At 35.0% G+C, this 24,670-nt stretch carries 27 protein-coding genes and 2 riboswitches; of the genes, 9 read left to right on the forward strand and 18 right to left on the reverse strand.

Features of this window, described 5'->3' with window-relative positions:
* Positions 1 to 40: 40 nt before the first annotated feature.
* From queF to queC, 4 genes are read right to left on the reverse strand one after another with little or no spacing between them, the layout of a single operon-like run.
* Positions 41 to 538: a preQ(1) synthase gene (queF, locus tag ACTDJC_RS09805; RefSeq protein ID WP_098309564.1), complete on the reverse strand. Its 498-nt coding sequence runs from the start codon at positions 536 to 538 to the stop codon at positions 41 to 43.
* 29 nt (positions 539 to 567) lie between these two features.
* The gene (queE, locus tag ACTDJC_RS09810) at positions 568 to 1,284 is read right to left on the reverse strand and encodes a 7-carboxy-7-deazaguanine synthase QueE (RefSeq protein WP_098309565.1); all 717 of its coding nucleotides are present in this window, start codon (positions 1,282 to 1,284) and stop codon (positions 568 to 570) included.
* On the reverse strand, positions 1,277 to 1,771 hold the full coding sequence (gene queD / locus ACTDJC_RS09815) for a 6-carboxytetrahydropterin synthase QueD (RefSeq protein WP_098309566.1): 495 nt from the start codon (positions 1,769 to 1,771) through the stop codon (positions 1,277 to 1,279). The genes queE and queD overlap by 8 nt, the downstream gene beginning before the upstream one ends.
* On the reverse strand, positions 1,771 to 2,433 hold the full coding sequence (gene queC, locus ACTDJC_RS09820; RefSeq protein ID WP_098309567.1) for a 7-cyano-7-deazaguanine synthase QueC: 663 nt from the start codon (positions 2,431 to 2,433) through the stop codon (positions 1,771 to 1,773). The genes queD and queC overlap by 1 nt, the downstream gene beginning before the upstream one ends.
* A 95-nt stretch (positions 2,434 to 2,528) precedes the next feature.
* A riboswitch (PreQ1 riboswitch) is annotated at positions 2,529 to 2,572 on the reverse strand.
* 234 nt (positions 2,573 to 2,806) lie between these two features.
* Between queC and ACTDJC_RS09825 the strand changes: the two genes are divergently transcribed.
* A complete protein-coding gene (locus ACTDJC_RS09825) occupies positions 2,807 to 4,015 on the forward strand; it encodes an ATP-binding protein (RefSeq protein ID WP_440603468.1) in 1,209 nt (402 codons plus the stop codon).
* A 10-nt stretch (positions 4,016 to 4,025) separates the two neighbouring features.
* Here the strand turns inward: ACTDJC_RS09825 and ACTDJC_RS09830 are convergent, their stop codons facing one another.
* From ACTDJC_RS09830 to ACTDJC_RS09845, 4 genes are all read right to left on the reverse strand, one after another.
* On the reverse strand, positions 4,026 to 4,142 hold the full coding sequence (locus tag ACTDJC_RS09830; protein ID WP_098309568.1) for a DUF6254 family protein: 117 nt from the start codon (positions 4,140 to 4,142) through the stop codon (positions 4,026 to 4,028).
* A gap of 180 nt (positions 4,143 to 4,322) precedes the next feature.
* Positions 4,323 to 4,856 (reverse strand): DinB family protein, encoded by a 534-nt coding sequence (locus ACTDJC_RS09835; RefSeq protein WP_098309569.1) that lies wholly within the window; start codon positions 4,854 to 4,856, stop codon positions 4,323 to 4,325.
* Between the two features lie 140 nt (positions 4,857 to 4,996).
* Positions 4,997 to 6,691 carry a M3 family oligoendopeptidase gene (locus tag ACTDJC_RS09840; RefSeq protein WP_440603256.1) on the reverse strand — a complete coding sequence of 565 codons (1,695 nt, stop codon included), beginning with the start codon at positions 6,689 to 6,691 and terminating at the stop codon, positions 4,997 to 4,999.
* A 253-nt stretch (positions 6,692 to 6,944) separates the two neighbouring features.
* A complete protein-coding gene (locus ACTDJC_RS09845; RefSeq protein ID WP_429709159.1) occupies positions 6,945 to 7,391 on the reverse strand; it encodes a MarR family winged helix-turn-helix transcriptional regulator in 447 nt (148 codons plus the stop codon).
* Positions 7,392 to 7,563: 172 nt separating this feature from the next.
* Between ACTDJC_RS09845 and ACTDJC_RS09850 the strand changes: the two genes are divergently transcribed.
* The gene (locus ACTDJC_RS09850; protein WP_440603257.1) at positions 7,564 to 9,060 is read left to right on the forward strand and encodes an ATP-binding protein; all 1,497 of its coding nucleotides are present in this window, start codon (positions 7,564 to 7,566) and stop codon (positions 9,058 to 9,060) included.
* A gap of 26 nt (positions 9,061 to 9,086) precedes the next feature.
* Here ACTDJC_RS09850 and ACTDJC_RS09855 read toward each other — a convergent pair whose 3' ends face one another.
* Complete coding sequence (locus ACTDJC_RS09855; protein WP_253629037.1) at positions 9,087 to 9,368, reverse strand: aspartyl-phosphate phosphatase Spo0E family protein; 282 nt, start codon at positions 9,366 to 9,368, stop codon at positions 9,087 to 9,089.
* A gap of 488 nt (positions 9,369 to 9,856) precedes the next feature.
* On the opposite strand from ACTDJC_RS09855, the gene ACTDJC_RS09860 reads away from it, so the two are divergent.
* Positions 9,857 to 10,630 carry a divergent polysaccharide deacetylase family protein gene (locus ACTDJC_RS09860; RefSeq protein ID WP_440603258.1) on the forward strand — a complete coding sequence of 258 codons (774 nt, stop codon included), beginning with the start codon at positions 9,857 to 9,859 and terminating at the stop codon, positions 10,628 to 10,630.
* Between the two features lie 26 nt (positions 10,631 to 10,656).
* Here ACTDJC_RS09860 and cbpA read toward each other — a convergent pair whose 3' ends face one another.
* Together cbpA and ACTDJC_RS09870 are read right to left on the reverse strand one after the other, a co-directional pair.
* Positions 10,657 to 11,283 (reverse strand): cyclic di-AMP binding protein CbpA, encoded by a 627-nt coding sequence (cbpA, locus tag ACTDJC_RS09865; protein ID WP_440603259.1) that lies wholly within the window; start codon positions 11,281 to 11,283, stop codon positions 10,657 to 10,659.
* 160 nt (positions 11,284 to 11,443) lie between these two features.
* Positions 11,444 to 12,073, reverse strand: a complete 630-nt coding sequence (locus ACTDJC_RS09870) for a class II aldolase/adducin family protein (protein ID WP_098309576.1) — start codon at positions 12,071 to 12,073, stop codon at positions 11,444 to 11,446.
* Between the two features lie 835 nt (positions 12,074 to 12,908).
* On the opposite strand from ACTDJC_RS09870, the gene ACTDJC_RS09875 reads away from it, so the two are divergent.
* Positions 12,909 to 14,657: a B12-binding domain-containing radical SAM protein gene (locus ACTDJC_RS09875; protein ID WP_440603260.1), complete on the forward strand. Its 1,749-nt coding sequence runs from the start codon at positions 12,909 to 12,911 to the stop codon at positions 14,655 to 14,657.
* Positions 14,658 to 14,721: 64 nt separating this feature from the next.
* Here the strand turns inward: ACTDJC_RS09875 and ACTDJC_RS09880 are convergent, their stop codons facing one another.
* Both ACTDJC_RS09880 and ACTDJC_RS09885 read right to left on the reverse strand, forming a co-directional pair.
* Complete coding sequence (locus ACTDJC_RS09880) at positions 14,722 to 15,504, reverse strand: DeoR/GlpR family DNA-binding transcription regulator (RefSeq protein WP_440603261.1); 783 nt, start codon at positions 15,502 to 15,504, stop codon at positions 14,722 to 14,724.
* A 604-nt stretch (positions 15,505 to 16,108) separates the two neighbouring features.
* A complete protein-coding gene (locus tag ACTDJC_RS09885; RefSeq protein ID WP_176524721.1) occupies positions 16,109 to 16,261 on the reverse strand; it encodes a hypothetical protein in 153 nt (50 codons plus the stop codon).
* 141 nt (positions 16,262 to 16,402) lie between these two features.
* On the opposite strand from ACTDJC_RS09885, the gene ACTDJC_RS09890 reads away from it, so the two are divergent.
* Positions 16,403 to 16,774 carry a DUF3905 domain-containing protein gene (locus ACTDJC_RS09890; protein ID WP_440603262.1) on the forward strand — a complete coding sequence of 124 codons (372 nt, stop codon included), beginning with the start codon at positions 16,403 to 16,405 and terminating at the stop codon, positions 16,772 to 16,774.
* 42 nt (positions 16,775 to 16,816) lie between these two features.
* On the opposite strand, the gene ACTDJC_RS09895 is transcribed toward ACTDJC_RS09890, so the two are convergent.
* The 5 genes from ACTDJC_RS09895 to phaR all read right to left on the reverse strand — a co-directional run bounded on the left by ACTDJC_RS09895 (position 16,817) and on the right by phaR (position 22,131).
* A complete protein-coding gene (locus tag ACTDJC_RS09895; protein WP_440603263.1) occupies positions 16,817 to 18,166 on the reverse strand; it encodes a TrkH family potassium uptake protein in 1,350 nt (449 codons plus the stop codon).
* A gap of 12 nt (positions 18,167 to 18,178) precedes the next feature.
* Entirely contained in the window at positions 18,179 to 19,381 is a 1,203-nt protein-coding gene (locus tag ACTDJC_RS09900; protein WP_440603264.1) for an NAD(P)/FAD-dependent oxidoreductase, read from the reverse strand.
* A 200-nt stretch (positions 19,382 to 19,581) separates the two neighbouring features.
* Positions 19,582 to 20,667 carry a class III poly(R)-hydroxyalkanoic acid synthase subunit PhaC gene (phaC, locus tag ACTDJC_RS09905; protein WP_429709140.1) on the reverse strand — a complete coding sequence of 362 codons (1,086 nt, stop codon included), beginning with the start codon at positions 20,665 to 20,667 and terminating at the stop codon, positions 19,582 to 19,584.
* Positions 20,668 to 20,749: 82 nt separating this feature from the next.
* Entirely contained in the window at positions 20,750 to 21,493 is a 744-nt protein-coding gene (gene phbB, locus ACTDJC_RS09910) for an acetoacetyl-CoA reductase (RefSeq protein WP_098310903.1), read from the reverse strand.
* A 152-nt stretch (positions 21,494 to 21,645) separates the two neighbouring features.
* Positions 21,646 to 22,131 (reverse strand): polyhydroxyalkanoic acid synthase subunit PhaR, encoded by a 486-nt coding sequence (phaR, locus tag ACTDJC_RS09915; protein ID WP_440603265.1) that lies wholly within the window; start codon positions 22,129 to 22,131, stop codon positions 21,646 to 21,648.
* 194 nt (positions 22,132 to 22,325) lie between these two features.
* Here phaR and phaQ point away from each other — a divergent pair, with 194 nt between their 5' ends.
* From phaQ to ACTDJC_RS09935, 4 genes are all read left to right on the forward strand, one after another.
* On the forward strand, positions 22,326 to 22,775 hold the full coding sequence (phaQ, locus tag ACTDJC_RS09920; RefSeq protein ID WP_098310905.1) for a poly-beta-hydroxybutyrate-responsive repressor: 450 nt from the start codon (positions 22,326 to 22,328) through the stop codon (positions 22,773 to 22,775).
* 43 nt (positions 22,776 to 22,818) lie between these two features.
* The gene (gene phaP, locus ACTDJC_RS09925; RefSeq protein ID WP_253629032.1) at positions 22,819 to 23,343 is read left to right on the forward strand and encodes a polyhydroxyalkanoic acid inclusion protein PhaP; all 525 of its coding nucleotides are present in this window, start codon (positions 22,819 to 22,821) and stop codon (positions 23,341 to 23,343) included.
* Between the two features lie 101 nt (positions 23,344 to 23,444).
* Positions 23,445 to 23,888, forward strand: a complete 444-nt coding sequence (locus ACTDJC_RS09930) for a MaoC family dehydratase (RefSeq protein WP_098310907.1) — start codon at positions 23,445 to 23,447, stop codon at positions 23,886 to 23,888.
* Between the two features lie 135 nt (positions 23,889 to 24,023).
* A complete protein-coding gene (locus ACTDJC_RS09935) occupies positions 24,024 to 24,209 on the forward strand; it encodes an alpha/beta-type small acid-soluble spore protein (RefSeq protein WP_020061915.1) in 186 nt (61 codons plus the stop codon).
* A gap of 213 nt (positions 24,210 to 24,422) precedes the next feature.
* Positions 24,423 to 24,595, forward strand: a riboswitch (yybP-ykoY riboswitch).
* The last annotated feature ends 75 nt before the right edge of the window (positions 24,596 to 24,670 follow it).

A 24,670-nucleotide genomic window follows, 5' to 3' on the forward strand; every position in this document is an offset into this window, starting at 1 on the left:
TAGAAAAAAGAGGCAGCCTACAAAGCTGCCTCTTTTTTCTTTAGCGATTATCTACTGTTTCTGGATATAAATCATGATTCATTAAACGATATTCAGCCATTTTTTCATATTTTGTACCAGGACGTCCATAGTTACAATATGGATCAATAGAAATACCACCACGTGGTGTAAATTTACCCCATACTTCAATATAGCGAGGATCCATTAGTTTAATTAAGTCATTCATAATTACATTCATACAATCTTCATGAAAGTCTCCATGATTGCGGAAACTAAATAAATATAACTTTAACGATTTACTCTCCACCATTTTTTGCTCTGGAATGTAGCTAATGTAAATTGTCGCAAAATCTGGTTGTCCCGTTTTCGGGCATAAGCTTGTAAACTCCGGACAATTAAATTTTACAAAATAATCACGGTTCGGGTGATTATTATCAAACGTTTCTAAAATTTCCGGGCTATATTCAAATAAATATTTTGTATTTTGATTTCCCAGTAATGTTACATCTTTCAAATCTTCATCTTGTCTTCCAGCCATCTTAAAATCTCCCTTCATTCATACAGTAATTATACACCGCGTTTATTGCCCCACACTAAAGCGTGAAGTTGCGGCAATACTTTCGCGTCATTCATTTCCTTACATTGTACTGCTTTGTCAATGAGCCATTCATATTTTGTAAGCAGACGTTGAATTAACGATGCATCATCTGTCGTCTGCGTATCATCATTTCCAACTTGTAAGAAGAACGGAACGTGCGGATAACGTTCATGTACCTCTTTTGCGTATACAAAATCTCGATCGTCAAATACAACCACTTTTAAACTAAATTCCTTTCCTTCTAGCTTATCAATGATTGAATCCAACATAACAAAATCCGTTGTCATCTTTGAACTCGGTGGCTTTGGTGAAATTGTTACCTCATCTATATGAAGTAACCAATCTTGCCATTTACTTCCTTGCGTTTCAATTGCTGTACGAATCCCTTTCTTTTTTAGTAAAGAAATCAATTCTCCTAAATGTTTCAACAACGCTGGATTCCCACCTGAAATCGTTACATGCGAGAAATTTTCACCACCAATTTGCACCAGTTCAGAAAAAATTTCTTCTGGCGGCATTTGACGAATTTGCTCTTTCGCAGAACCATCCCATGTAAACGCAGAATCACACCATGCGCAGCTATAATCACAACCAGCTGTGCGAACAAACATTGTTTTTTGTCCAACAACCATTCCTTCTCCTTGAATTGTCGGCCCGAAAATCTCTAACACAGGAATGTTACTCACCGATCATCCACTCCCGTCTTACTTCTGCATAACTTGTTGGTGTTTCAAATAAGCGCACAAACTCAACACGCGCTCCTTTATATTCATTTTGTCGATCACCTTTTGTTAGCGCCTCTTCCATTTTCTCAAAAATCCATACAACCATATTTTCAGCAGTTGTATTCATTGCTGGAAGTGTTTCATTTAAGTAACGATGATCTAAATATATTTCAATTTCATTTTTCCAAATTTCTTTTATATCACCAAAATCAATCGCTAGGCCAATTTCATTGACATAACCACTAATTCCGAAAATTACTTTATACGTATGTCCATGAAGGTTTTTACATTTCCCTTCATAACAGTGTAGATGATGTGCAGCATCAAACGTAAATTCTTTACTAACCATAACACGCTTATTATGATACTTTAGTTGCTTACGATCAATGTCTTGATCGATTTTTTGTAGATTTTCAACAATGCGAAATCCAAAGAAGTCTTGTGTCATTATGCTTTCGCTCCTTTACGCTCTTGTACATATTTATCAAGTCCTGCTTTACGAAGCTGACACGCTGGACATTCACCGCAACCATCACCAATAATCCCGTTATAACACGTTAACGTTTTTTCACGAACAAACTCAAATGCCCCAAGTTCATCTGCCAATTTCCACGTTTCTGCTTTATCAATCCACATAAGCGGTGTATGAATAACAAATGGATAATCCATTGATAAATTTAATGTAACATTTAACGATTTCACAAACACATCACGGCAATCTGGATACCCGCTAAAATCTGTTTCACACACGCCTGTTACGATATGACGCGCTCCTACTTGTTTAGCTAACACAGCTGCAAACGATAAGAACAATAAGTTACGTCCATCCACAAATGTCGACGGCAACTCACCATCTTCATGTGTAATTTCCATATCTGTACGTGTTAACGCATTAGGAGCAAGCTGATTTAACAAGCTCATATCAAGTACGGTATGCTTCACACCTAATTCTTTTGCAATTTCAGCCGCACAGTCAATTTCAAGTTTATGGCGCTGATTATAATTAAACGTTACTGTTTCTACTTCTTCAAACTGTTCAAGCGCCCAAAATAAACATGTTGTACTATCTTGACCGCCGCTAAAAACAACAACTGCTTTTTCCTTTTTCATTTCACTCATTCTCCTCTTTTTTCGATTACAAGAAGAAAGAGCGTTCTTGAACTTTCATACTAAAAAAAACAAAACAATATATAAAGAATATTGTTCTCTCCTTAGTTTTTTATAGAGGGAGTTCGCGAACCTCTCCCATGCTATGCATGGACTGTCTTCTTCAATTTGCATCTTTCATTGTAACATAGCAGGTGTATGAGTGGGAAACGTCTGTTTTTTCTATTTTTTCTAAAAATAACATTTCATTTTCTTTCATATTAATAGTATGATAATTTTAGATGTCGCATCTTTCACTTCTCACAACAAGGAGGTTTTATAGCTGAAGGTTTTTATTATGTACCTCTTCTTAAATATATTGTTTATTCTGGTTACAATGTTAATTTATCATTTATTTTGGAGCGAAAAAGGAAATCACTCTCCGAAGCTCAATTCGTTTGTATTTGTCCTCTCTTGCAGCATTACCACTATTCTCTGTATGTCATTTGCTGCAAAAGTTGACTTTGGATTTCAATTCGACTTCCGGCATATCGTGCTAATTGTCGGAACATTATCTGGTGGCCCAGTAGCAGGTGGTATAATTTTTAGTGTTATGAATCTTTATCGTTTTTTTATTGGCGGGAGCGGTGCCCTGCCTTCTTTCATAGCATCTATCGCTTTGTACATTTCTCTTATTGCAACATACAAAACATATGTAAAAGGAAAAATAAGACCAAAAATGTATTTAGCTTTTTTTTACTGCCTGATTTTTGGCATCGTTTGGATTCCTTATTTTCTATCTATGGCTCCAAATCCAACGAACTATATACCTTATATCATTACATACGAATTATGCGCAATCATAGGAACTATTTTAATTTTATACTTAATGGACGTATTACAATCGCAAGTTCGTCTTGCAAAAGAACTTGTAAATGCTGAGAAATTTCAATTAATTGGTGAGATGGCTGCTTCAATCTCCCATGAAATCCGAAACCCTCTTACATCAACGAGAGGATTTCTTCAATTGCTACAATCGAAAAACTACTCAGAACAAGACAAACTGCTGTATTTAGACATCGCTATACGCGGTATTGATCAAGCCAACCTTGTATTAACAGACTATTTAACATTCGCAAAACCAAGTATTGAAAAAGTACAAGCTTTACAGTTAGAAAAAGAATTACTTCATGCTCTTACGCTCATGACACCATTAGCGAACCTTTCTAACGTTCGTATTCATTATACGAAACAAAGTAAAATATTTTACATAACGGGAGAAAAACAAAAGCTGAATCAATGTCTTTTAAACATTGTAAAAAATTGCATTGAAGCGATGCCAAACGGCGGAGACCTTACATTTACCTTAACACCCGCTCATAAACACATCCAATTACATATTCAAGATACCGGAATTGGTATGAACAACGAACAAGTAAAACGCCTCGGTTCTCCTTTTTACTCTACAAAAGAAAAGGGTACAGGTCTTGGAATGATGGTTGTGTTTAGCGTTATAAAAGCAATGAACGGAAAAATTGATATCTCTAGCAAGAAAAATGTTGGAACATCTTTCCTCCTTACATTTCCTTTAACAGAAAAACCGTGATGCAACTGCATCACGGTTTTTTCGTTTCATCCACAAGTTCTGCAAAAGTCTTCACTTTCCCATGTGGCTGCTGATGTTCTTTTCGCGCTTTCCATTGTCGTTCTTGCTCCTTCTTTTTATTTCCCATTATCTCAACTCCTTTTAAGATGTCCTTATATATGTTCCAACATATAAAGTAGGAATATACATACGTGAAGTGGTAGAAAATTCATGGAAATTGAAACAACAGTGGTGCATGTCGCCTGCAAGTACTCTAAATCATTCATAAAAAAACTTCCATCAGGACACCACTGATGGAAGTTTCACTTTATCTTTGCAAAATTGAATGTTTCGCTTCTTTTAACTGTGTAAGATGACGTTGTTCATGTAAATCTAAAAATTGTACCCATTGATATAAATTAAGCTCATCAAATATAGGGTGTTTGAGCGATTTTTCAAATAGTTCTTTTTCATTAACAATACTATGAAGAACATGCAAAAGCTTTTCTCTTGAACTTTGCAGCAATTGAATCATTTGTGCTTTTTTCATTAACGTTTCTGTTGGTTGCATTTGCTGAGGGGCTTCTCTCTTTCTTGTTCGATCGAGTGTAACTTGAAGGTCTTGTAGTGGAACAACTTTTCTTTCGTTTTTATGAAGTGCATATACAATTGCGGATGTAACAGATTGTTCACTAAGGTGAAGGTGATGTAAAACTTGCATAATGCTCCATTTATCACGGCGCGGTTTCGTATTAATTTCTGTATCTGTTAACATTTCAATTTCTGATAAAAGCATCTGTCTTGTAGACGACATTCCTCGTAACAACGTCTCCATGTTCATATTTGCATAAGATTGCACCATATTTCTCCCTCCTATTTGGTTAAAAAGAGGCGCTTCTTCTAAAGAAACACCTCTTTTTAAATTATTCTAAATTTTCTTTTATTATCTCATTTTTCCAAACATGTGTCGATTGCAAATTCATAAAAAACAGTGTATATTTTTTACAATTTTGTGTCATCTACTCCATCTAACCACGCATGAATTTCATCGATAACGCCCTTCACACATCCATCAGCAAATGGAGAAGTTAAATTTGCCGTTTCAACTAATTGTAAGAATGATTTACTTCCGCCTTGACGGCAAAGATGAACATAATCTCCCCATGCTTCTTGACGATTCTCTCTAGAGCGTTTCCAAAATTGAAGCGCACAAATTTGTGCTAACGTATAATCAATATAATAAAATGGTGAATTGTAAATATGCGCTTGACGTTGCCAAAAGCCTCCGCGCTCTAAATAATCATTTTCTTCATAATCACGGTGCGGTAAGTACTTTCTTTCAATCTCACGCCAAGCTGCTTTACGCTCAGTTGGTGATGCTTCTGGATGTTCATATACAAAATGCTGGAATTCATCAACAGATACACCATATGGTAAAAATAGTAAAGCTGAACTTAAGTGCGAGAAGTAATATTTCTCCGTATCTTCTTCAAAGAATAATTTCATCCACGGCCATGTGAAAAACTCCATGCTCATCGAATGAATTTCACATGCCTCATACGTCGGCCAATTATACTCTGGAATTTCATAACGGCGGCTTTCATATACTTGGAAAGCATGTCCTGCTTCGTGCGTTAACACATCAATATCACCAGACGTTCCGTTAAAATTTGAGAAAATAAAAGGTGCTTTATAGTTTTCAATATATGTACAATAGCCTCCGCCAGCTTTTCCTTTTTTCGCTACAAGATCAAGTAAATTATTTTCTAACATAAAGTTAAAAAATTCATTTGTTTCTTCTGATAGTTCTCTATACATTGTTTTGCCGTGGTTCACAATCCAATCCGCATCACCTTTTGGTACAGCGTTACCAGATGCGTATTCAAAATTCTCATCATAATACGCAAGTTTCTCTACCCCAATGCGCGCCTGTTGCCTTTGTCTAAGTTCTGTTGCAACAGGAACAATGTAATCAAGCACTTGCTTACGGAAATTTGCAACCATCTCTGCATTATAGTCAGTACGATACATTCTTGCATATCCAAGCTCTACAAAATTGTTAAAGCCCAGTTTCTTCGCAATTGCCGTTCTTACTTTTACAAGTTCATCATAAATACGGTCTAACTCTTCCTCATGTCCTGCTAAAAAACCATAATATGCCTCACTTGCTTGTTTACGCATATTACGATCTGTGTGCTCCATAAACGGAACAAGTTGTGATAATGTTCGCTCTTCTCCTTCAAACAAAATTTTAGCTGCCGCTAATAACTGTGTATATTGAGAAGATAATTTATTTTCTAACTGTAAATCTGCTACCACGTCATCAGAATATGTCTTCATTTCAGCCTCTGCAAGTGCAAAGAGCTGCGTACCATAATATTCTTCTAATTGTTTTCGAAATGGGGACTGTGTTAATGCCTCGTAATACTTTGTCACATATCCTTTCACAATTGGAGAATACTCATCAAAGAAATCTTGTTCTTCTTTATAGAATTCATCTGTCGTATCTATACTGTGACGAATATAACATACGTTATACATAGTGCTGAAGTCATTGCGAATTGCATTAATATGTGCAATCACTGCCTTTTGTTCTGCCGCTGTTTTTGCATTCTTGAATTGCTGCAAAGTTTCGGTAAATCTTTCTTTCACTTCGTCCATATTTGGACGTTTGTATTCATAACTCTCAAATGACATACAAATAGCTCCTTTCTCTTCTTAAAAGCATTCTCGTACTATTATTCCATATATTTTGCAAATCCCCTTTATTCATCAGCAAAATTCATCCTACACGCATTTTAAAATTCATACATTTTAATTTCAAACTTGAGATACATTGAAAATTCCATAATACTGTCCTTTAAGTAAGAAATAATGTCCAACTAACTATCAGCGGAGGGCTTACTGTCCGCGAAATAAAAAAACTTTGAACTGTGCATTCAAAGTTTTTTTATTTCTCATATTTCCCTATCTTCTTTAACAACGTTAATAGTTGATCTTTCTCATCCTTTTTTAACATATGAAATGATTCATGTATGACTTTTTCATGATTCGGAAAAATATTGGAAATCAATTGTATCCCTGATTCTGTTAAATGAGCATAAATTACACGCCGATCATTTGGACAAGGCTTTCGCTCTACAAGTCCTTTTTTCTCTAATTTATCAACAACATACGTAATACTACCGCTTGCAATTAAAATTCTTTCTCCAATTTGTTGCAACGGTTGATCTCCCTTATGATATAACAGTTCTAGCACTGCAAACTCTGTTGGATTTAACCCGTTACTTTGAATAGATTTATTAGCAATATCCATAACCGAACGGTGTACGCGCGATAAAGCGATAAATACTTTTAATGATTTGGAAATATCTTCTTTTTCATACTGAGACGTCATAGCTCTTCAATCCTTTACTAAATTTCTTTTCAAATAATGATATTATATCGAATTTCAAAAACACCGTCTGGTTTAAATATATTACAGTAAAAAATAATAAAAATATATAAAAAACACTGCATATTTAAGAATGTTTATATATAATGAAAATAAAAAAAAGGAGTTAGCAATTTTGAACATAAAACTACGCAACACTTTTTTATATATTTTATTTGTTATATTGCCAACCCTTGGTATTAGCGCTCTCTTTTTTTCATATCACAAATATACAATGCAGCGCGAAAATGAACAGGCAGCTCATACGGTCGTATTTTTATATAGAGACTATTTAGATCGTTATCTAGGAGAAGCAACATCTGCATTAGAAATGCTTGCCATGGTTATTAGCGCAAAAGCGAACGATAATAACCAAATACAACAAGTCCTACAGAATGCAGGTGAAAGAGACCCTCGCTTTTCTGGTCTGTATTATGCGAATACAGATTTTAAAATTACAGTAGCATCATCCAGTTTAAAAACAAATATTGATATCGCCGATCGTTCTTATGCACAAGAAACTTTGAAAAATAAACAGACAACGGTTTCATCTGCACTTACTGATCGTGTTTCTGGACATCAAGTCATTGTGATTTCTACTCCTGTTCTCAATAAGCACAAAGATGTTTCTGGACTCCTCGTAGCAAGTTTACGATTTGACTATATTGCAGCATCTTTAAATGCAATCAAACCAAAATACCATTTTGAAGTGCTTGATAAGCAGGGAATTTCATTTTTACAAGATGATGATCACAAATTTGCTCAAAAAAACACAAAAAAAATTACTGTTCCATTAACAAGATTACCGTGGAGCGTTACTATTTATCCGTTACCTATTCAACAAACCGTTTTATATCGGAACGTCTTTACGGAATTTTTAATAACATTATTTCTTATGAATATTTTATTTTTAGTTATAAAGTATATGCTTCTGAAAAGACAAACAAAAGTGGAAAGAAAACAAAATGAAGTACAAAAGCTGGAATTAGTTGGCTCTTTTGCTGCAAGTACAGCTCACGAAATCCGCAATCCTCTTACAGGCATTAAAGGACTTGTTACTCTTTTAAAAGAAAAACATACAAATGAACAAGACCAGTTTTATTTCTCAGTTATTGAACAAGAAATTGAGAGGATTAATGAAATTGCCAGTGAATTCCTTATCCTTGGAAAACCAACCGCTATTATTGAAAAAACATATGATTTAAGAGACATTGTAAAAGAAGTTTCGTTAATTATTCAATCCGAGGCAAATTTACATAATGTTCAAATTTCCATACATATGCCAGAACATCCAATTCTTATTCGTTGCTCAAATGATCATATCAAACAAGTTATTTTAAATATTACAAAAAATGCTTTTGAGGCAATGTCATTAGGTGATACATTGACAATTACAGCCGAAGCAAATGGAAATATAGCTCAATTACGTATTATAGACACAGGGAAAGGAATTCCAGAACACATCCAAAAACATATTTTCCATCCATTTTTTACAAACAAAGATACAGGAACAGGACTAGGCCTTGTCGTATGTAAAAGAATCGTTGAAATGTATAATGGTCAAATTACGATTAAAAGTAAAGAACATACAGGAACAACTGTGTGCATTATACTCCCGCTCCATTCACCGTAATCATCCCTTTTTTTATACGGGGATGATTATTTCATAAATGATGTAATAAACATTCTCCAAAACACATTCGATTTCACATTATATGACGTTTTTAAAAATGGCGTTTTTAACATTAAAAGCCACTTCGATACTTTACTCTCTTTGTAACGTTGATATTTCATAATAAGCATGTCCAATTCCTGACTTACTTGAATTGTCTCTATGCTATTAAGTCCATTTGTAAGCCCTAAATGAATCATTTCTTCTCTCTTCACATTAATATCGTACAAAAGCTTGTCCATTGTAGATTTCCGTTTTGCTACAAACATACGTATCCCCCTCGATATTCTTCCGTAATCTGTATTCCTTTCTTATTAAAAATGGAATTTTCTGTTTCTTCACCTAGCAAACACGAACATTCAGAAAATTAAACATTTTATCCCTGTAATTTACAAATCTTTATCCTCACCTTGAGAATTATTACAAATTATTCTATCTTTGTAAATACATTCGCAATAATAGACATTTTTTTTGTTTTATTTTAGCTAAAATCTCTCTTAATTATAGTTTTTCCTTTTTTTCACAATTATATTTTCGACATTTTGTGCGATTAAATTACTTCAAAACGCAAACGATAACAGTAGATTATCATTTTATCTCGCATTAACAAACAATCACCCCATCTCAAGATTATGAGGAATTAAAGAATATAGATGGGTCTACTAATGGTAGTTTCATTCTATTCATTTAAACCGAAAATGGACAATCTCTCGTCTATTGATGGGTGTTTTGTATTATTAGGAAGGGAGAATCTTACATGCGAAAATATGTTGTTATCTTTTTACTTATGGCACTACTGCCAATCATAACTTTTTCTGTACCGACCTACGCTCATACAAATAAAGTAGCGATTGTCATTGATGACTTTGGAAATAATATGAAGGGAACAGAAAAAATGTTAGCTCTTCCCATCCCGTTAACTGTTGCAGTTATGCCATTTCTTCCATCTACAAAACAAGATGCAACGTCAGCTCATCAAAAAGGACACGAAATTATTATCCATATGCCAATGGAGCCTGTAAAAGGAAAAAAAGAGTGGCTTGGTCCAAAAGCTATTACAACAGACTTAAGTGATGATGAAATTAGAAGTCGTGTCAAACAAGCAATTGAAGAAGTTCCATTTGCAATTGGAATGAATAATCATATGGGGTCAAAAGCAACTGCTGATGAAAGGGTCATGCGTATTATACTATCAGTTTGTAAAGAACATGGTCTCTTTTATTTAGATAGTAAGACAAGTCCGAACAGCATTGTAAAAAAAATTGCTGAAGAAATTGGTGTACCTACTGTAGAAAACAAACTATTTTTTGATGATGTATATACTTCTGCTCACGTAACAAAACAAGCAAATTCTCTATTGAAAAAAGTGGAAAAAGAACCTGTTATGATAGCTATTGGTCATGTTGGACCACCAGGTGAAATTACCTCTTCCGTCATCCGGTCTTATATTCCGAAAATCCAAGAAAAGGCTGATTTCATCTTCTTATCTGATCTTGTATCACCAGCACCACCTGTTTCTTCACAAAAATAGAGAGAGGCTTCTGCCTCTCTCTATTTCTAAATACGGTCTACATGACTAACTCGAAAACCTTTTTTCTCTAATCTCGCCACTAATGTTTCTAGCTCTTTTTCATCCAAATCCTCTGTAAGATTAACAATAACACGCCTTATATATTGATCACCATTATCTAACGTAAATAAACCACCGATATTATAAGACTTTAATAATGTGCCAAGCTCTTTAATGATTCCTTTAGATTCATGCGTCGCTAACGTTAATATATACCCACCTGTATTCATTCCAAATGAATCTTCAATCACATCAAAAATATTAGAATGTGTTAAAATACCAACAAACTCATGGTAATCATTTAGTACAGCTAGAAATGGCAGTCTACGAATTGTATAAAAAGCTCGAAAGAAAGAATCACGTTCAAAAATAAATGCTTGCTCATTTTCCATTAGCTCAGAAACATTTTCTTTTCTTCCCTCTTTCTTCCTACATTTATTCTCTAGCATATCTACTTTATAAACAATACCCTTGAAAGTCTTACTATCTTCTGTTAAAACAGGAATCGCTCTATATCCGCTACAATCCATTATCTCTAACGCCCGCTCCGCATCTTCACTCTCAGAGCAAGTCACAACTTGTTGCTTCGGAAGAAAATGATATTTAACTCGCAAAATACGTTCCTCCCCACATGACGACATGTAATCTATATATAATAAGGAGAGCCGTATTTTATGAGTAAAACTTCATTTATAAAAACGCTTTCATTTTTAAAGTTACTTTGTACCTTATCCCACCGCTCTTTAGGCATTTCTACCTAAAGAGGACTTTCAATTAAATAACTGAGCTTTTTGTTCCTTTAATCATTAACAGCTTCACATGATAATTCATTAAATACTCTAATCCTTCTAACCATTTTTTCGTTTCTTCTGGCGTTGTTCCCCATACAATTAATCCGTAATTATGAACAAGCACGGCTCCGCCACCCTCGGTAAAGCAAGGTACACTCTCTTCTAGCAAATTCGCAAATTTACTTTCATTTTCTACAATTGGAATTGTAATACCTGTAATACCTTCCTTACCAAAAACACGTTCTACATTTCTTTGTTCAAATGTTACTTCTCCTTCTTTTCCATATAACTCAGACATTAAATGGCTATCAACTGTTTGTACTTGTAAAATGCATTCTGCCTGACTTTTCTTATAAATATCTGCGTGCATAAATGATTCAGAAGCTGGTTTCTCATCGATCGCAAATACTGGTTCACACGTACTATTGACTACAATAAAATCATCCTCGACAAATAGTCCTTTATCTTTTCCTTCTATATTAACTAAAAACGTAAGCGGATCTTTAGACGTACGCATTGATAAGCTAATTTTTGTCCCATAAAACCAATCACGAAGAGCTAATTCCATCTTAATATCCCGTAGTTCTTTCCATTTCTTTAAAAATAATAACATATTGTCACCCCCGTATTGTTATCTTCTGTTTCTATGTAAAAGGCAATATTTTTTGATAATTCGCAAAATTTAATTGAATTATCACATGAGAAACCCTTTTTGTCAATACGCTTTTGCCATGTTCCATAAACTTTATCCAAATAAAAAGAGCCCTTTATAAGGCTCTTTTGTTCATTATAATTTGCAACATTGTATTCTTCTCTTGTTCATTAATAATGCGTAGTTTTTGTAGTATATGTGCATATATAATTATCTTCTTACGCATTCTTTTACTCACCTCTTCCCCTTCTTTCCCCTAACCAACTTTTTTTCTGTTGGTAAATTATATGACAATCTAGGGAAAATGTGTCCTTTTTTTATGCAAAAACAACATCTTGCGAATGTTGTTTTTTTCCATATATATGCCTATACTATACTCAACAATGTAATTCTAAAGTCAACTACCCACCACTGAAACGCTAACGTGTTTTGATGTGGGGGTTTGCAAAAAGCTCTGGTTGTCTATCCTCAGTCTTTTATAGACTCCGTTCGTAGGTTGCATACCCAAGAATGATTCCCTAGTTCTTGGCTCTATGGTGGCTCTGTAACAGTTCTGATTGGGAAGGAACGGTCAACCACATGCCTTCTTGTATAAGAAGTTGCCAACACCTACAAACATTGGCGAAGGAAAACTACATCCTTATTTGGATGGGCAAAACATGCGTGTATTTGCCATGACTTGCTTTAGGCTGTGCCTAACCGAAATTCATCCCCATCTTATCGCTAGGCTATTGCCCGTCACGCGTTCGAAGATGGGAATGAATTTCGGAAATACGTTAAAGTTGAGGGAAAAAATATGAACGTTGTTATTAGTACATTAAACGCAAAGTACATTCACACAAATCTAGCAATTCGTTATATTAAAGCATATGCCCAGCCTGAATTTGATTTAGAAATGGCTGAATATACGATTAACGATCCTGTCATGAATATTGTTACTGATTTACATAGGCGCAAACCTGATGTAATAGGATTTAGCTGTTACATTTGGAACATCGAAGAAACAATTGAAGTCATTCAAATGCTCAAGAAAATTAATCCAAACCTTATCATTTTTGTCGGCGGTCCAGAAGTTACATATGATGTGACATATTGGCTAAAACGTGTTCCTGAAATCGATTTTATTATTATTGGTGAAGGAGAAATTGCTGTAAAAAATCTTCTATTTGAAATACAAGGTGCACAGCAATTTGAAAATCTTGACGGTATCGGATTTATAAAAGCTGATGGTACCCATGTAATAAAACCGCAACGTGAGAAACTAAACTTAAAAGAATTACCATCCCCTTATCGTTTCCCGGAAGATATTCCACATTTAAGTAAACGTATTACCTATATTGAGACAAGTCGCGGTTGTCCGTTTAGTTGTCAGTTTTGTTTATCTTCTATTGAAGTTGGCGTTCGTTACTTCGATCGCGAACGTATTAAAGAGGATATTCGCTATTTGATGAAGAATGGTGCCCGTATTATTAAATTCGTCGACCGAACTTTTAACATTAGCCGCAGCTATGCTATGGAGATGTTTCAATTTTTAATTGATGAACACGTACCTGGAACCGTGTTTCAATTTGAAATTACAGCCGATATTATGAGACCCGAGGTCATTGAATTTTTAAATACACATGCTCCTCCTGGTTTGTTCCGATTTGAAATTGGTGTACAATCTACAAACGAGCAAACAAACGACCTTGTAAAACGACGTCAAAATTTTGAAAAATTGACGAGAACAGTTACAATGGTTCGTGATGGACAAAAAATCGCACAACATTTAGATTTAATTGCCGGACTACCCGAAGAAGACTATCATTCCTTCAGAAAAACATTTAATGATGTCTTTGCTTTAGGACCGGAGGAATTACAACTGGGTTTTTTAAAATTGCTGCGTGGTACGGGTCTTCGAATTCGAGCAAATGATCATCAATATATATACATGGATCAGGCACCATACGAAATGCTTGGAAATAATGTACTATCTTTTGAGGATATTATTCGAATTAAACAAGTTGAAGATGTATTAGAAAAATATTGGAATGCTCATCGTATAGATAATACCGTGTCATATATCATATCTCATACATTTGATACACCTTTTGATTTCTTCCAAGAGTTTGGAACTTATTGGGATACGCAAGGATGGAGCCGAATTGGACACCAACTAGAAGATTTATTCCAACGTCTGTATCAATTTTTACAATCAAGAAAAACTGCACAACTTCATACGATTAAGGCCTTATTGACAATTGATTATTTACAAAATCATAAATATCGTCCTCGTAAATCATGGATAGCGGAGCAAAGGAAAAAGGAGGAAGTATATTCCTACTACAAAATGATTATGGAACGGCCTAACATACTAGGAAACGAATTCGCTGCTCTTCAATTGACAGAAAAAGATTTGTATAAACACACAATTGTAGAGAGTATACCATTTGACTACCACCATTACATGAAACATGGTGAAATGATTTCCAAACCGTCCATCCTTGTTGCCCACTACAATCCAAAAACAACACAATGTGAATTATATGCAGCAAATATAAGCTGATGAACAAAAGCATAATTTTATAAAAAAACAGGAGCTTTCATTCATACCGAAAGCCCCTGTTATTCTAACTAATAGTCCAGCGAATCCCCGCTCTATCTACTTCTTCTTCAAAGCTATGTGGAATGCTTTTATCACAAATAACATGATGTATATCTGAAAATCCAGAAATACGATAATTTCCTTTTATACCAAGCTTCGTATGATCACATAAAATAAATGTTTCTTCTGCCTGTCGAATCATGGATTCTGATAATTTCGCTTTCTCCAATTCAAAGCTTGAAACTCCGAAATCAGGTAAAAGTCCATCAATTGAAATGAATGCTTTGTCAAAGTGAAATTGCTGAATGAGTTGCTGAGAAATAGAACCTGATACCCGGCAGTGCTTTGGAGCCACTTTTCCACCAATAAACATCACTTGACCATCAATCATTTTCTTATTAATAAAAGAAATTAATTGCATTGCAACAGGAAACGAGCTTGTGATAACAGTCAAATTTTTTCGGTAAATGAGATATGGTACCATTTGAAGTGGCGTACTACCATCATCAATAACAATGACATCACCATCTTCTACAAAAGTTGCTGCTTTATAGCCGATACGTTTTTTTTCTTCTAAACATAACATTTCTCTTTCTAGCATTGGAGGGTCCACTTTAGTCCCTGACAATCCGACTGCTCCCCCATATACTTTCTTCAATTTCTTCTCGCGATCCAGGTCTCCTAAATACCTACGAATTGTCTCTGTTGATACCGAAAATTCTTTTGCAAGCTCTGATACCTTTACTTTTCCTTTTAACTCTACTTTCTCAATAATAATCCGCTTACGCTCTTCTCCAACAACAGACATGACTTCACCTCCAGTTATACAAAGTCATATTTCTCTTCTATCAATACTACTTCCTCATGCATGTAAATTCTTCGTTTTTTCATCAAAAATGATTTTTAGATTTTGGAATACCGCTTCTAGAGTTACAACATTTTTCTACTTCTCGGTTCGTAATAAGCTCTATTTTTCATCTTTCGCTTTTATCCCGCTATTCGCGGGCACCTCAAGATGCAGAGAGAAGCAAAGAAGATAGATGGAGGATAACTACTGGCATGCGCCCGATTGGTGAGAGCTTTCCATCAGGACACCACTGATGGAAGTTTCACTTTATTGCCACTGTTTCTTCTTTCTTTGGACTGCATCCTATAAAGTGAAACTTCCATCCCTATTATTAAAATTCCCCTTCATGCTTTGTCCTCTCCTTTGTTTTCATATGTATAATTTCAATATAAACGTAAAATGTAAAAACCACATTAAACAAAGATTAATCTTTTGTTTATTGTTTGTTTTTATGTAATAGGTTGCTATTCCTATGTTTTCTCCCCTCGTCTTCGCCTACAACATAACAGAAAATTTACAAACAATTAAAAAACCTCACAAAAAAGAGACGTTTATAAAAAACGCCTCAGTTTTTCTTTCCTTTTTTTGAGTTACGATTTGCATATTTTGCAACATCTTCATTTTCGTACTCTACTGCAAATTCCGCATCCGGCAAGCTTTCTTTTGGAGTTTGATTGTTCTTTGCAGCTGCGTTACGACTTACCTTTCGTTTTACCATACGAAACACTCCTCAATCCTTTATATAAAACCAATGCTTACAGTACTAATATGGACATTGAAACTCCACTCTATAGATGGTAACTGTTAACAAGTTGCGAATACGCAATGTGAGGAAATGCTATAAAATAGGGAGGTACATATGCCTTTCTACTTTTATAAACAAGGAGCGGTAAATGTGAAGAGAAATCAACCAATCGACTCTCCTATTCTTGACGAAACAATTCCGCATCAAATGAATTTTCCTTCTTTTAAAGGAACTGGCATCACGATGCAACCACCATTCACCAATGAGTATGGCGTAATTATTGGTGACAGCCAGTATAATTCAGAAAATAGCCCCCTGAACAATTGGAGTGATGATATTGATCCTGCTATTATGGCCGGAGACCAATGGGTACATCCAACAAACGATATCGGCTGGATTGCTGAAGAAAATCAAGACTTACTGCAAAAAAACAATACGGATTCAGAAGAAACTTTTATGCATCCGCAGTTTGGTATTAACGATTAATATAGAAAAGCGATTGTATTTTATAAAATACAATCGCTTTTTTTATCCAACAATAATCCGTTCTTTTGGATACTTATATCGAAGTGGTCTCTCTTTTCCCCCAATTACAAATATGAACGTTAAAATACCAATTCGCCCGATAAACATGAGCACAATTAATACGAGTTTTCCAACTGTTGTGAGTTCTGCTGTAATTCCGGTCGATAAACCAACTGTTCCAAATGCTGAACATACTTCTACAAACAGATCCATTAATGGAAATGGTTCCGTTATACATAACACAAATAGTGCTGCGGCACATAGCAAAGCACCCATCAATGCAACAACAAATGCTTTTATAATATCTTCTTCGTGTAATTGTCTCCCAAATACCCGTACACTTCTACCACCTTTTGCAAAGGTATACAATACGAGGATACAAACTGCAAAAGTTGTTGTACGAATACCACCACCGACAGAGCTTGGAGAAGCGCCAATAAACATTAATATACTCATAAAGAACAGTGTTGGGGGCGAAAATTCTTGAATATCCATCGTTGCTAAGCCACCACTTCTTGTTGTAACAGATTGAAACAATGTATAAAACAACATTTCATGCCATGATTTCCCACGTAAAAAATGATTCCACTCTAACAAAAAAATAACGATTGTTCCAACAACCACTAAAGTAAAGAACGTTGTCGTTGTGAGTTTTGTAAATAATGAAAACCGAAATAATTCATGTTTCTTTTTACCTATATATTGTCTCACTTCAATCAATACTGGAAAACCAATTGCCCCTAAAATAATAAGAAGCATATGAATAATTTGTACGATATAATCGTTTTGGTACGGTACAAGCGATTGTCCCGTCAAATCAAATCCGCCATTCGTTGTAGCACTAACAGCTGCAAAAAAGCCATGAAAATATGCTTCCTTCCAATTAGGGAAGTAACGTAAAAATCTTGTTCCTAATAACAGTGCACCAATTACTTCAATTGAAATGATTAATATTAAAATAGAGCGCATTAAATGAACAAGTCCCGCTAAATTTCTTTGATTTTGATCTGCCATAATTAAACGTCGCTGCTGTAAACCTATTTTCTTTCCTGTAATCATCCAAACAAACGTACCAAGCGCCATAATGCCCAGTCCACCTAATTGTAAAACAAGCGCTAAAATAACAATACCTGCTGTAGTAAATGTATCTGGAATCGACACAACAGATAAACCTGTTACACTTACTGCACTAACAGATGTAAATAAAGCATCAATAAATGTCCACTCAACTCCTGGTTTTATAACAAATGGCATGCTTAATAATATAACAGACACAATAACAGCGATACCATAAAATAAAACGATGAGCTGTACGGGTCTTAAATGTTGTAACCATTTCCTAATACCTTTCATTCCATCACTTCTTTAACTTTTTTTACGACGAAATATTTCGAAATCTGAACTACTACCATGTGCAAATAATTCCTGAAATATTTTTGCAAATACCATACTATAAACGGTACCATTCCCGCCATAACTTAATGCGTAATAGAGATTTGCAATCGATTCGTCCTCTTTCAGAATGGGCATTCCATCATGTGTTCCGCCAAATATTGCTGCCCAATAATATTCTGCTTGTACGTGTTTCAACTGTGGGAATAATTTTGATGTTATTTGAACAAGAAGATTTCTTTTATGTAGTAGATGTGTGTCACCATATTTTTGTAACATACTCGGTTCATCTAGGCCACCGATTATAATTCGATTCTTATACGTGCGGCAATATAAATACGGACGCGCAGTTTCCCAAATTAACGACTGCTCGTACCATCCCTCAAAATTTGGTTGTTCGTTTGTGACAATTGCATAAGAAGTCGCCAAAGTTGCATTTGCTTCTTTTTTTATCTGTTGCGTTTCGTATCCTGTAGCTATAATAACAGCTTTAGATATAATTTTCTTTCCATTTTTAGTATAACAGATTGTATCTTTATGAACAGATTTAATATGAATAATCTCTGTATCTTCAAAAATAGCCGTTCCATTCTCTTTTGCTTTATGAATAAGAGCATGTGCTAACACATACGGATTCACTTCCGCATCTCCTCTTGTGTACAAAGCAGCTGGTTTTGTAAATGAATAACGTTTCGCTATATCTTCTTCTGTAAAAAACTCAACAGGAAAATCATAATATCTTAAGGTCTCATATTCTTTTCTTAGAAATGAAACATCATCTTTATTACTTGCATAATATAAGCTTCCTCTACGAATAAATTCAGGATCTATATCGAGTTTTGTTACCACTTGCTCCATAGTATCGAGCGCATCATAACATAATCGATATGCTCGAACTCCCTTTTCTTTACCAAATGTATGCACAAACGAAGTTAATGATTTATCTTGAGTGTATTGTAACAACCCTGTATTCGCAAGCGTACTTCCGCTTGCAACTTTCCCTTTATCTACAACTGCCACTTGTAGTCCAATTGCCGATAACATATATGCAAGTTGAGCACCCGCTTGACCACTTCCAATAATAAGCACATCACATATCATATCATTTTCCAACTTTTCATAACAAGGTATAGAAATCCCTTCATCCCAAAACAATTTTCCAAGTAGCAGTTCCATCAAATCTCTCCTAAAATAAATTTATCTTTCTTTATCCCATTATTTTTCGTTATTTCCCATAAAAAAATCCAGCTAGTTTTCACTAGCTGGATTATACTATCATGCTTTAGAAGTGGTATTTTCCACTTCTCTCAATGCAAAATCACCCGTACTCAACTAACTATTAGTGGGAAAAATCACCCACTAATAGAAGTTTCGTTTTACTTTGAACGCTCTTCAAGCCAATTACCAATTGTCGGATATGTTTGTTTCACTGCCGTTCCTCCGTATACAATTGACATATGCCCTGTCGGAATACACACATATTGCTTATCTACACTAGAAATATGATCTAACAATGCTTCCACTTGACATGGAAGTGCAATATGATCACGTTGAGCAGAGATATTCAATACATTTGCTTTAATATTTTCTAATTTCACTTGTTGGCCGCGAATGATAAGTTCCCCTTTTACTAACTTATTCTTTTGGTAGAACTCACGAATCCATTGACGATATGATTCTCCTGGAAACGGAATTCCATCCGCAACCCATTTTTGAACTAATCTCCAACTTTCTACAAACCGTTCGTTTTCTGAGCGATCAAGGAGCGCTACGTACGGACCTACAAAATTCGAAAGTGGTTTCAACATTTTATTTCCAAAGTCAATCATTTCTGGAGGGATATTTCCAAGTGTATCAACTGCTTTATCTAAATTAAAATATTTTTCATCTAATAATGGTCCATATAAACCTGTATCAGAAAAGTCAAATGGGCTCGTCATGAAAATTAAATTACGAATTGGCATATGCGGATGAAGCGCAGCGTAAATAGAAGTTAAGGTTCCACCCATGCAATAACCAAGAAGAGAAATTTCTTCCGCATTTGCTGTACGCAATACTTTTTTCACAGCTTTTGCAATGTAATCAAGAACAAAATCATCAAATTTCAAATGACTATCTTCTAAACCAAATGTTCCCCAATCTAGCATATACACATCAAAGCCACGGTCTACTAAGTATTCCACTAAACTATTCCCTGGCGTTAAATCCATAATATACGGCTTATTAATAAGAGCATAAATTAACAAAATAGGAACAGAATGTGTTTTTTCTTGTTTTGGAATGTAACGATATAACTTCGTTTTGTTTTTCGTCCAAATAACCTCTTTCGGTGTTAAGCCTACTTGTGGCTCTGGTTCACGAAGTAACACCTCACTTGCTCGTCTAAAGCGTTTATATGCTTTTTGATATTCCTCTGGATATAACTCTAATTGTTTTTCCCATTCCGTTCTTAATGTTGTCATTTTCACAACTCCTTTATTTTCATTTCTTTTAGAAAGAAAGAAGTGCATACCTATCATAGACATGCACTTCTTTGTTGTTAGATTACATATATAAACCGCCGTTAATATTTAATTGCTGTCCTGTAATGTACGCACCATCACGGCATAAATATACAACACCTTTTGCAATTTCATCTGCTTGACCGAAACGTTTCTTCGGAATTTTCGCTACGATTTGCTCACGAACGTTTTCCGGAACTTCTGCTACCATTTCCGTATCGATAAACCCTGGGCAAATTGCATTTACTGTTACATTCGTTCTTGCATACTCTAACGCTAAAGATTTTGTAAACCCAATCATACCAGCTTTTGCAGCTGAATAGTTCGTCTGCCCAAATCCACCAGCTTGTCCAATAATAGAAGAAATACTAATAATTCGTCCTTCTTCAGCTTCTGTTATGTATGGAAGTGCAGCACTTGTTGTATTGAATACGCTGCTTAAATTCACATCGATAACGCGATCCCAATCTTCACGGTTTAACTTTTTAAATGTACGATCTCTCGTAATACCAGCATTGTTAACTAAAATGTCTACTTTTCCAAAATGCTGTACTGTTTCTTCTACAAGACGCTTTGCATCCTCTAATTTAGAAACATCCGCTTGACAAGCATATACATCATGTCCTTCTTTCGCTAGCTCATTCACAAGGTTCTCAGCAGCATCTTTACTGCTATTGTAATTAATCACTACTTTTGCACCTTCTGCTGCTAGTGCTACTGTAATTGCTTTTCCAATCCCCTTTGCTCCACCTGTTACGATTGCTACTTTTCCATGTAATTGAGCCATTTTTGCTCCCCCTTTGTTATAATTCGCGGCCACATGATGGATGAGCTTTGCCTAGATGAACACCGCAATGCATACATACATTTATAAATGATATACCGCCCTAGAAAGAGGTGCTCCCCGCCTCTTTCAGAACGAATATATATTTAACGAAATTATTTTTTATTATCGTTTTTAGCTTGTACCGCTGGTGCTGCTAGTACTGCTGGTACTTGTAACTTTGCTAATACTTCATTTTGTTTTTCAAGCAGTTCAAAAATTTTATCTAATTTATTTTCTAATGTACGAATATCTTGTTTCACTTTTGTGACATCACGCTTTATTGTAGGAGATTGTCCAAGAGCCTCTACCTTTTCTTCCAAAAACTCTTCGATATTGTCAACTTTGTTTTCTAAATTAATAACAAGAGAAGCAACTCTGGCAATATCTTCTTGCGTTGGGATATTCACTTTCTCTAAATATCCCTTTGTTGCATCATTCATCATCTTTTGATAAAACAAGTTCAAATCTAGAACGCTTCCCATCCATGCAGAATACTCTTCTGTCTTGACTGTTTCATTAAGCGTTTTTCCCCAAAACTTTTCTGTCTGTTCGTAAACTTCTTTCCAAGCTTGTAGTGGATCGAGTTTTTGTTCAATCACTTCTCCTACACTCCTTTATTTAGTTATTGGAACAATTCAATCTATTCATTATTTTCTAATATTCCAACTAAAAGTTCAAGTGTGTATTTATTTTTTATTTTCCAAAAATACATTGACAAAAAATACAGATAGGTGTAAATTGCACATATAAGAAAAAAATTCCATCTAACTGATTCATGAGGTGATGCACAATCATGCTACAAAATGAACCAGAAAAAAAAGAAAGTTTGGACACAACCCAAACGAAACAACCAAACTCCATGCCAAAAAACTTCTTAGTTCCATTCTTACTTCTCTGCCTTAAAGACTGGAGTCTTCACGGTTACAAACTCATTCAGATGCTAATGGATATTGGCTTTTCTTCTATTGATCAAGGTAATGTATATAGGACTTTACGCAAACTAGAAAAAGAAAACCTCATATCTTCTACTTGGGATACAAGTGAAGGAGGTCCAGCAAAACGAATTTATTCTTTAACGGAATATGGAGAGGAATATTTAACATCTTGCGCTACGTCATTTGAGCAATATCAAAAAATGCTTCGTACGTTTTTTAACCTGTACACAAGTGCATTCTTTCCATTTTCCAATGTTCCAACAAAGGATGAGAAATCTTCATCGTCTTTTGGTGACATAGCAGATTAATCTGCGTTCACAATATGTAAAAAATTTATTTGGGGGTCAAGTCATGGAAACGAAACCACACGAACTTGTTGATGCATTCTGGAAAAACTGGTCACACTCTCTTTCCCTTTTTTCTTCAGCGGGAAAACAAATGGAACAACTTACATTAGAAACATTGAAACATCAGCAGGAAGCTTTGCATAAATTAACAGAAAGTACAGAAGAAATCGAAAAAGAAATCCAGCAATTTTCAGCACAAGCAAACACGCAATATACTGAATATGTAAAGCAATTTGCTGGTAACTCCTTTAATGAACAAATTGACGGATGGCAAGAAAAATGGAATGAACTTTCTAGTCATATGCACCAACTTACTGTTTCTCCAACAAAAGCATCTTTGTCTTTACTTTCACAAACAAGCGGACAATTCGAAGAAGCAGTAAAACAACTGATTAGCCAACAACAACAACAACGTCAAGAGGTTCAAAAACAAATGGAGAGTTTTTTAGAAGAATTCAAATCCATGCAACTAGACCTCGTAAAAAAGTTCGAGGAAAACTCAAACAATCTATTCACTTCCATGAAATAAGAAAAATGTGGCAACTTACTGCAAAAAATACTCGTCTCTTTCTTTCTCCCCTTACATCGGGATGGCTCACATTTTTCAACATGGAAAAGAAGGAGGAAGAAATGAATCTTTTTCAAGAAGCAGAATCTGTCCATGAGCTTTATTATGATGAGATTCACATTGGTGATCAAGCTTCTTTAACAAAAACGATTACAGACGAAGATATTGTTACTTTTGCAAAACTTACCGGTGACGTAAATCCAATTCATTTGCTTGATTCTTTTGCAAAAACAACGATGTTTAAAGAACGTATTGCTCACGGTATGCTCGTATCTAGCTTTATTTCAACAATACTCGGAACAAAGCTTCCAGGGAAAAATACCATTTATTTATCTCAAAATATGGCATTCCGTGCTCCTGTAAAAATTGGGGATACGTTACGTGTTGTGGCTGAAGTAATTGAAAAACGCGATGACAAAAGAATTATTACGTTACAAACAAATGTATATAATCAATACGATAAAGTTGTTGTTGAAGGTACAGCAACTGTCCTGAAAAAAGAGTAGCGCTGCTACTCTTTTTCATTTCATCCAAGAACTGTTAGTATGACCGATTACTTCCGCGTATGAGTGAAAACAGAACACATACAATAACATTATCAGCTATCATAAGCTGAAAATAGAAAAAGGGGTATATCTAACATGGCGAAAACAAATAAACTACTTGTCCCTGGCGCTGAACAAGCACTAGAACAATTTAAGTATGAAATTGCTCAAGAATTTGGCGTGAATTTAGGCTCTAACACAGCTTCTCGCTCTAACGGATCTGTTGGCGGTGAAGTAACAAAACGTCTCGTTTCACTTGCACAACAACAATTACGCGGATAATTAATCAAATAAATAATGGATTTGAGGCAGATATTCTCTGCCTCTTTTCTTTTGCCTGTAGAAAGTATGTAAAGTTCAACTTCCATCAGTGGGGGTTTTTTCATCCCCCCTGATGGTTAGTTGAACCAATCCCGCATAAACGTTAAATATCTGAGCAAAAATTTTTTAACTGGTTGACAAACATTAACAGTTCTTATATATTATACATAACAGCATATTTCCAAAGGGGAGTAGCGTCAGAGAAAATATTCTCTGAAACAAAGTCGTCATTACGTGGAACTATGTTCCTCCGGCTTTGTTGGCATATTTTATTACATATGTCTAGCAAGACCTTTGCCTATTAACGGCAGAGGTCTTTTTTGTGTTCTTTTTGAAATTTCTCTGCCATTGGTAGAGCTTATTTTGGGGAAGCTAAACAATGGGGAATTTTCTTCTTTTGTTTAGCACATATACAAACGAGA

It is taken from the genome of Bacillus sp. GB_SG_008, assembly GCF_052038115.1.
Taxonomy (GTDB): Bacteria; Bacillota; Bacilli; order Bacillales; family Bacillaceae_G; genus Bacillus_A; species Bacillus_A rhizoplanae.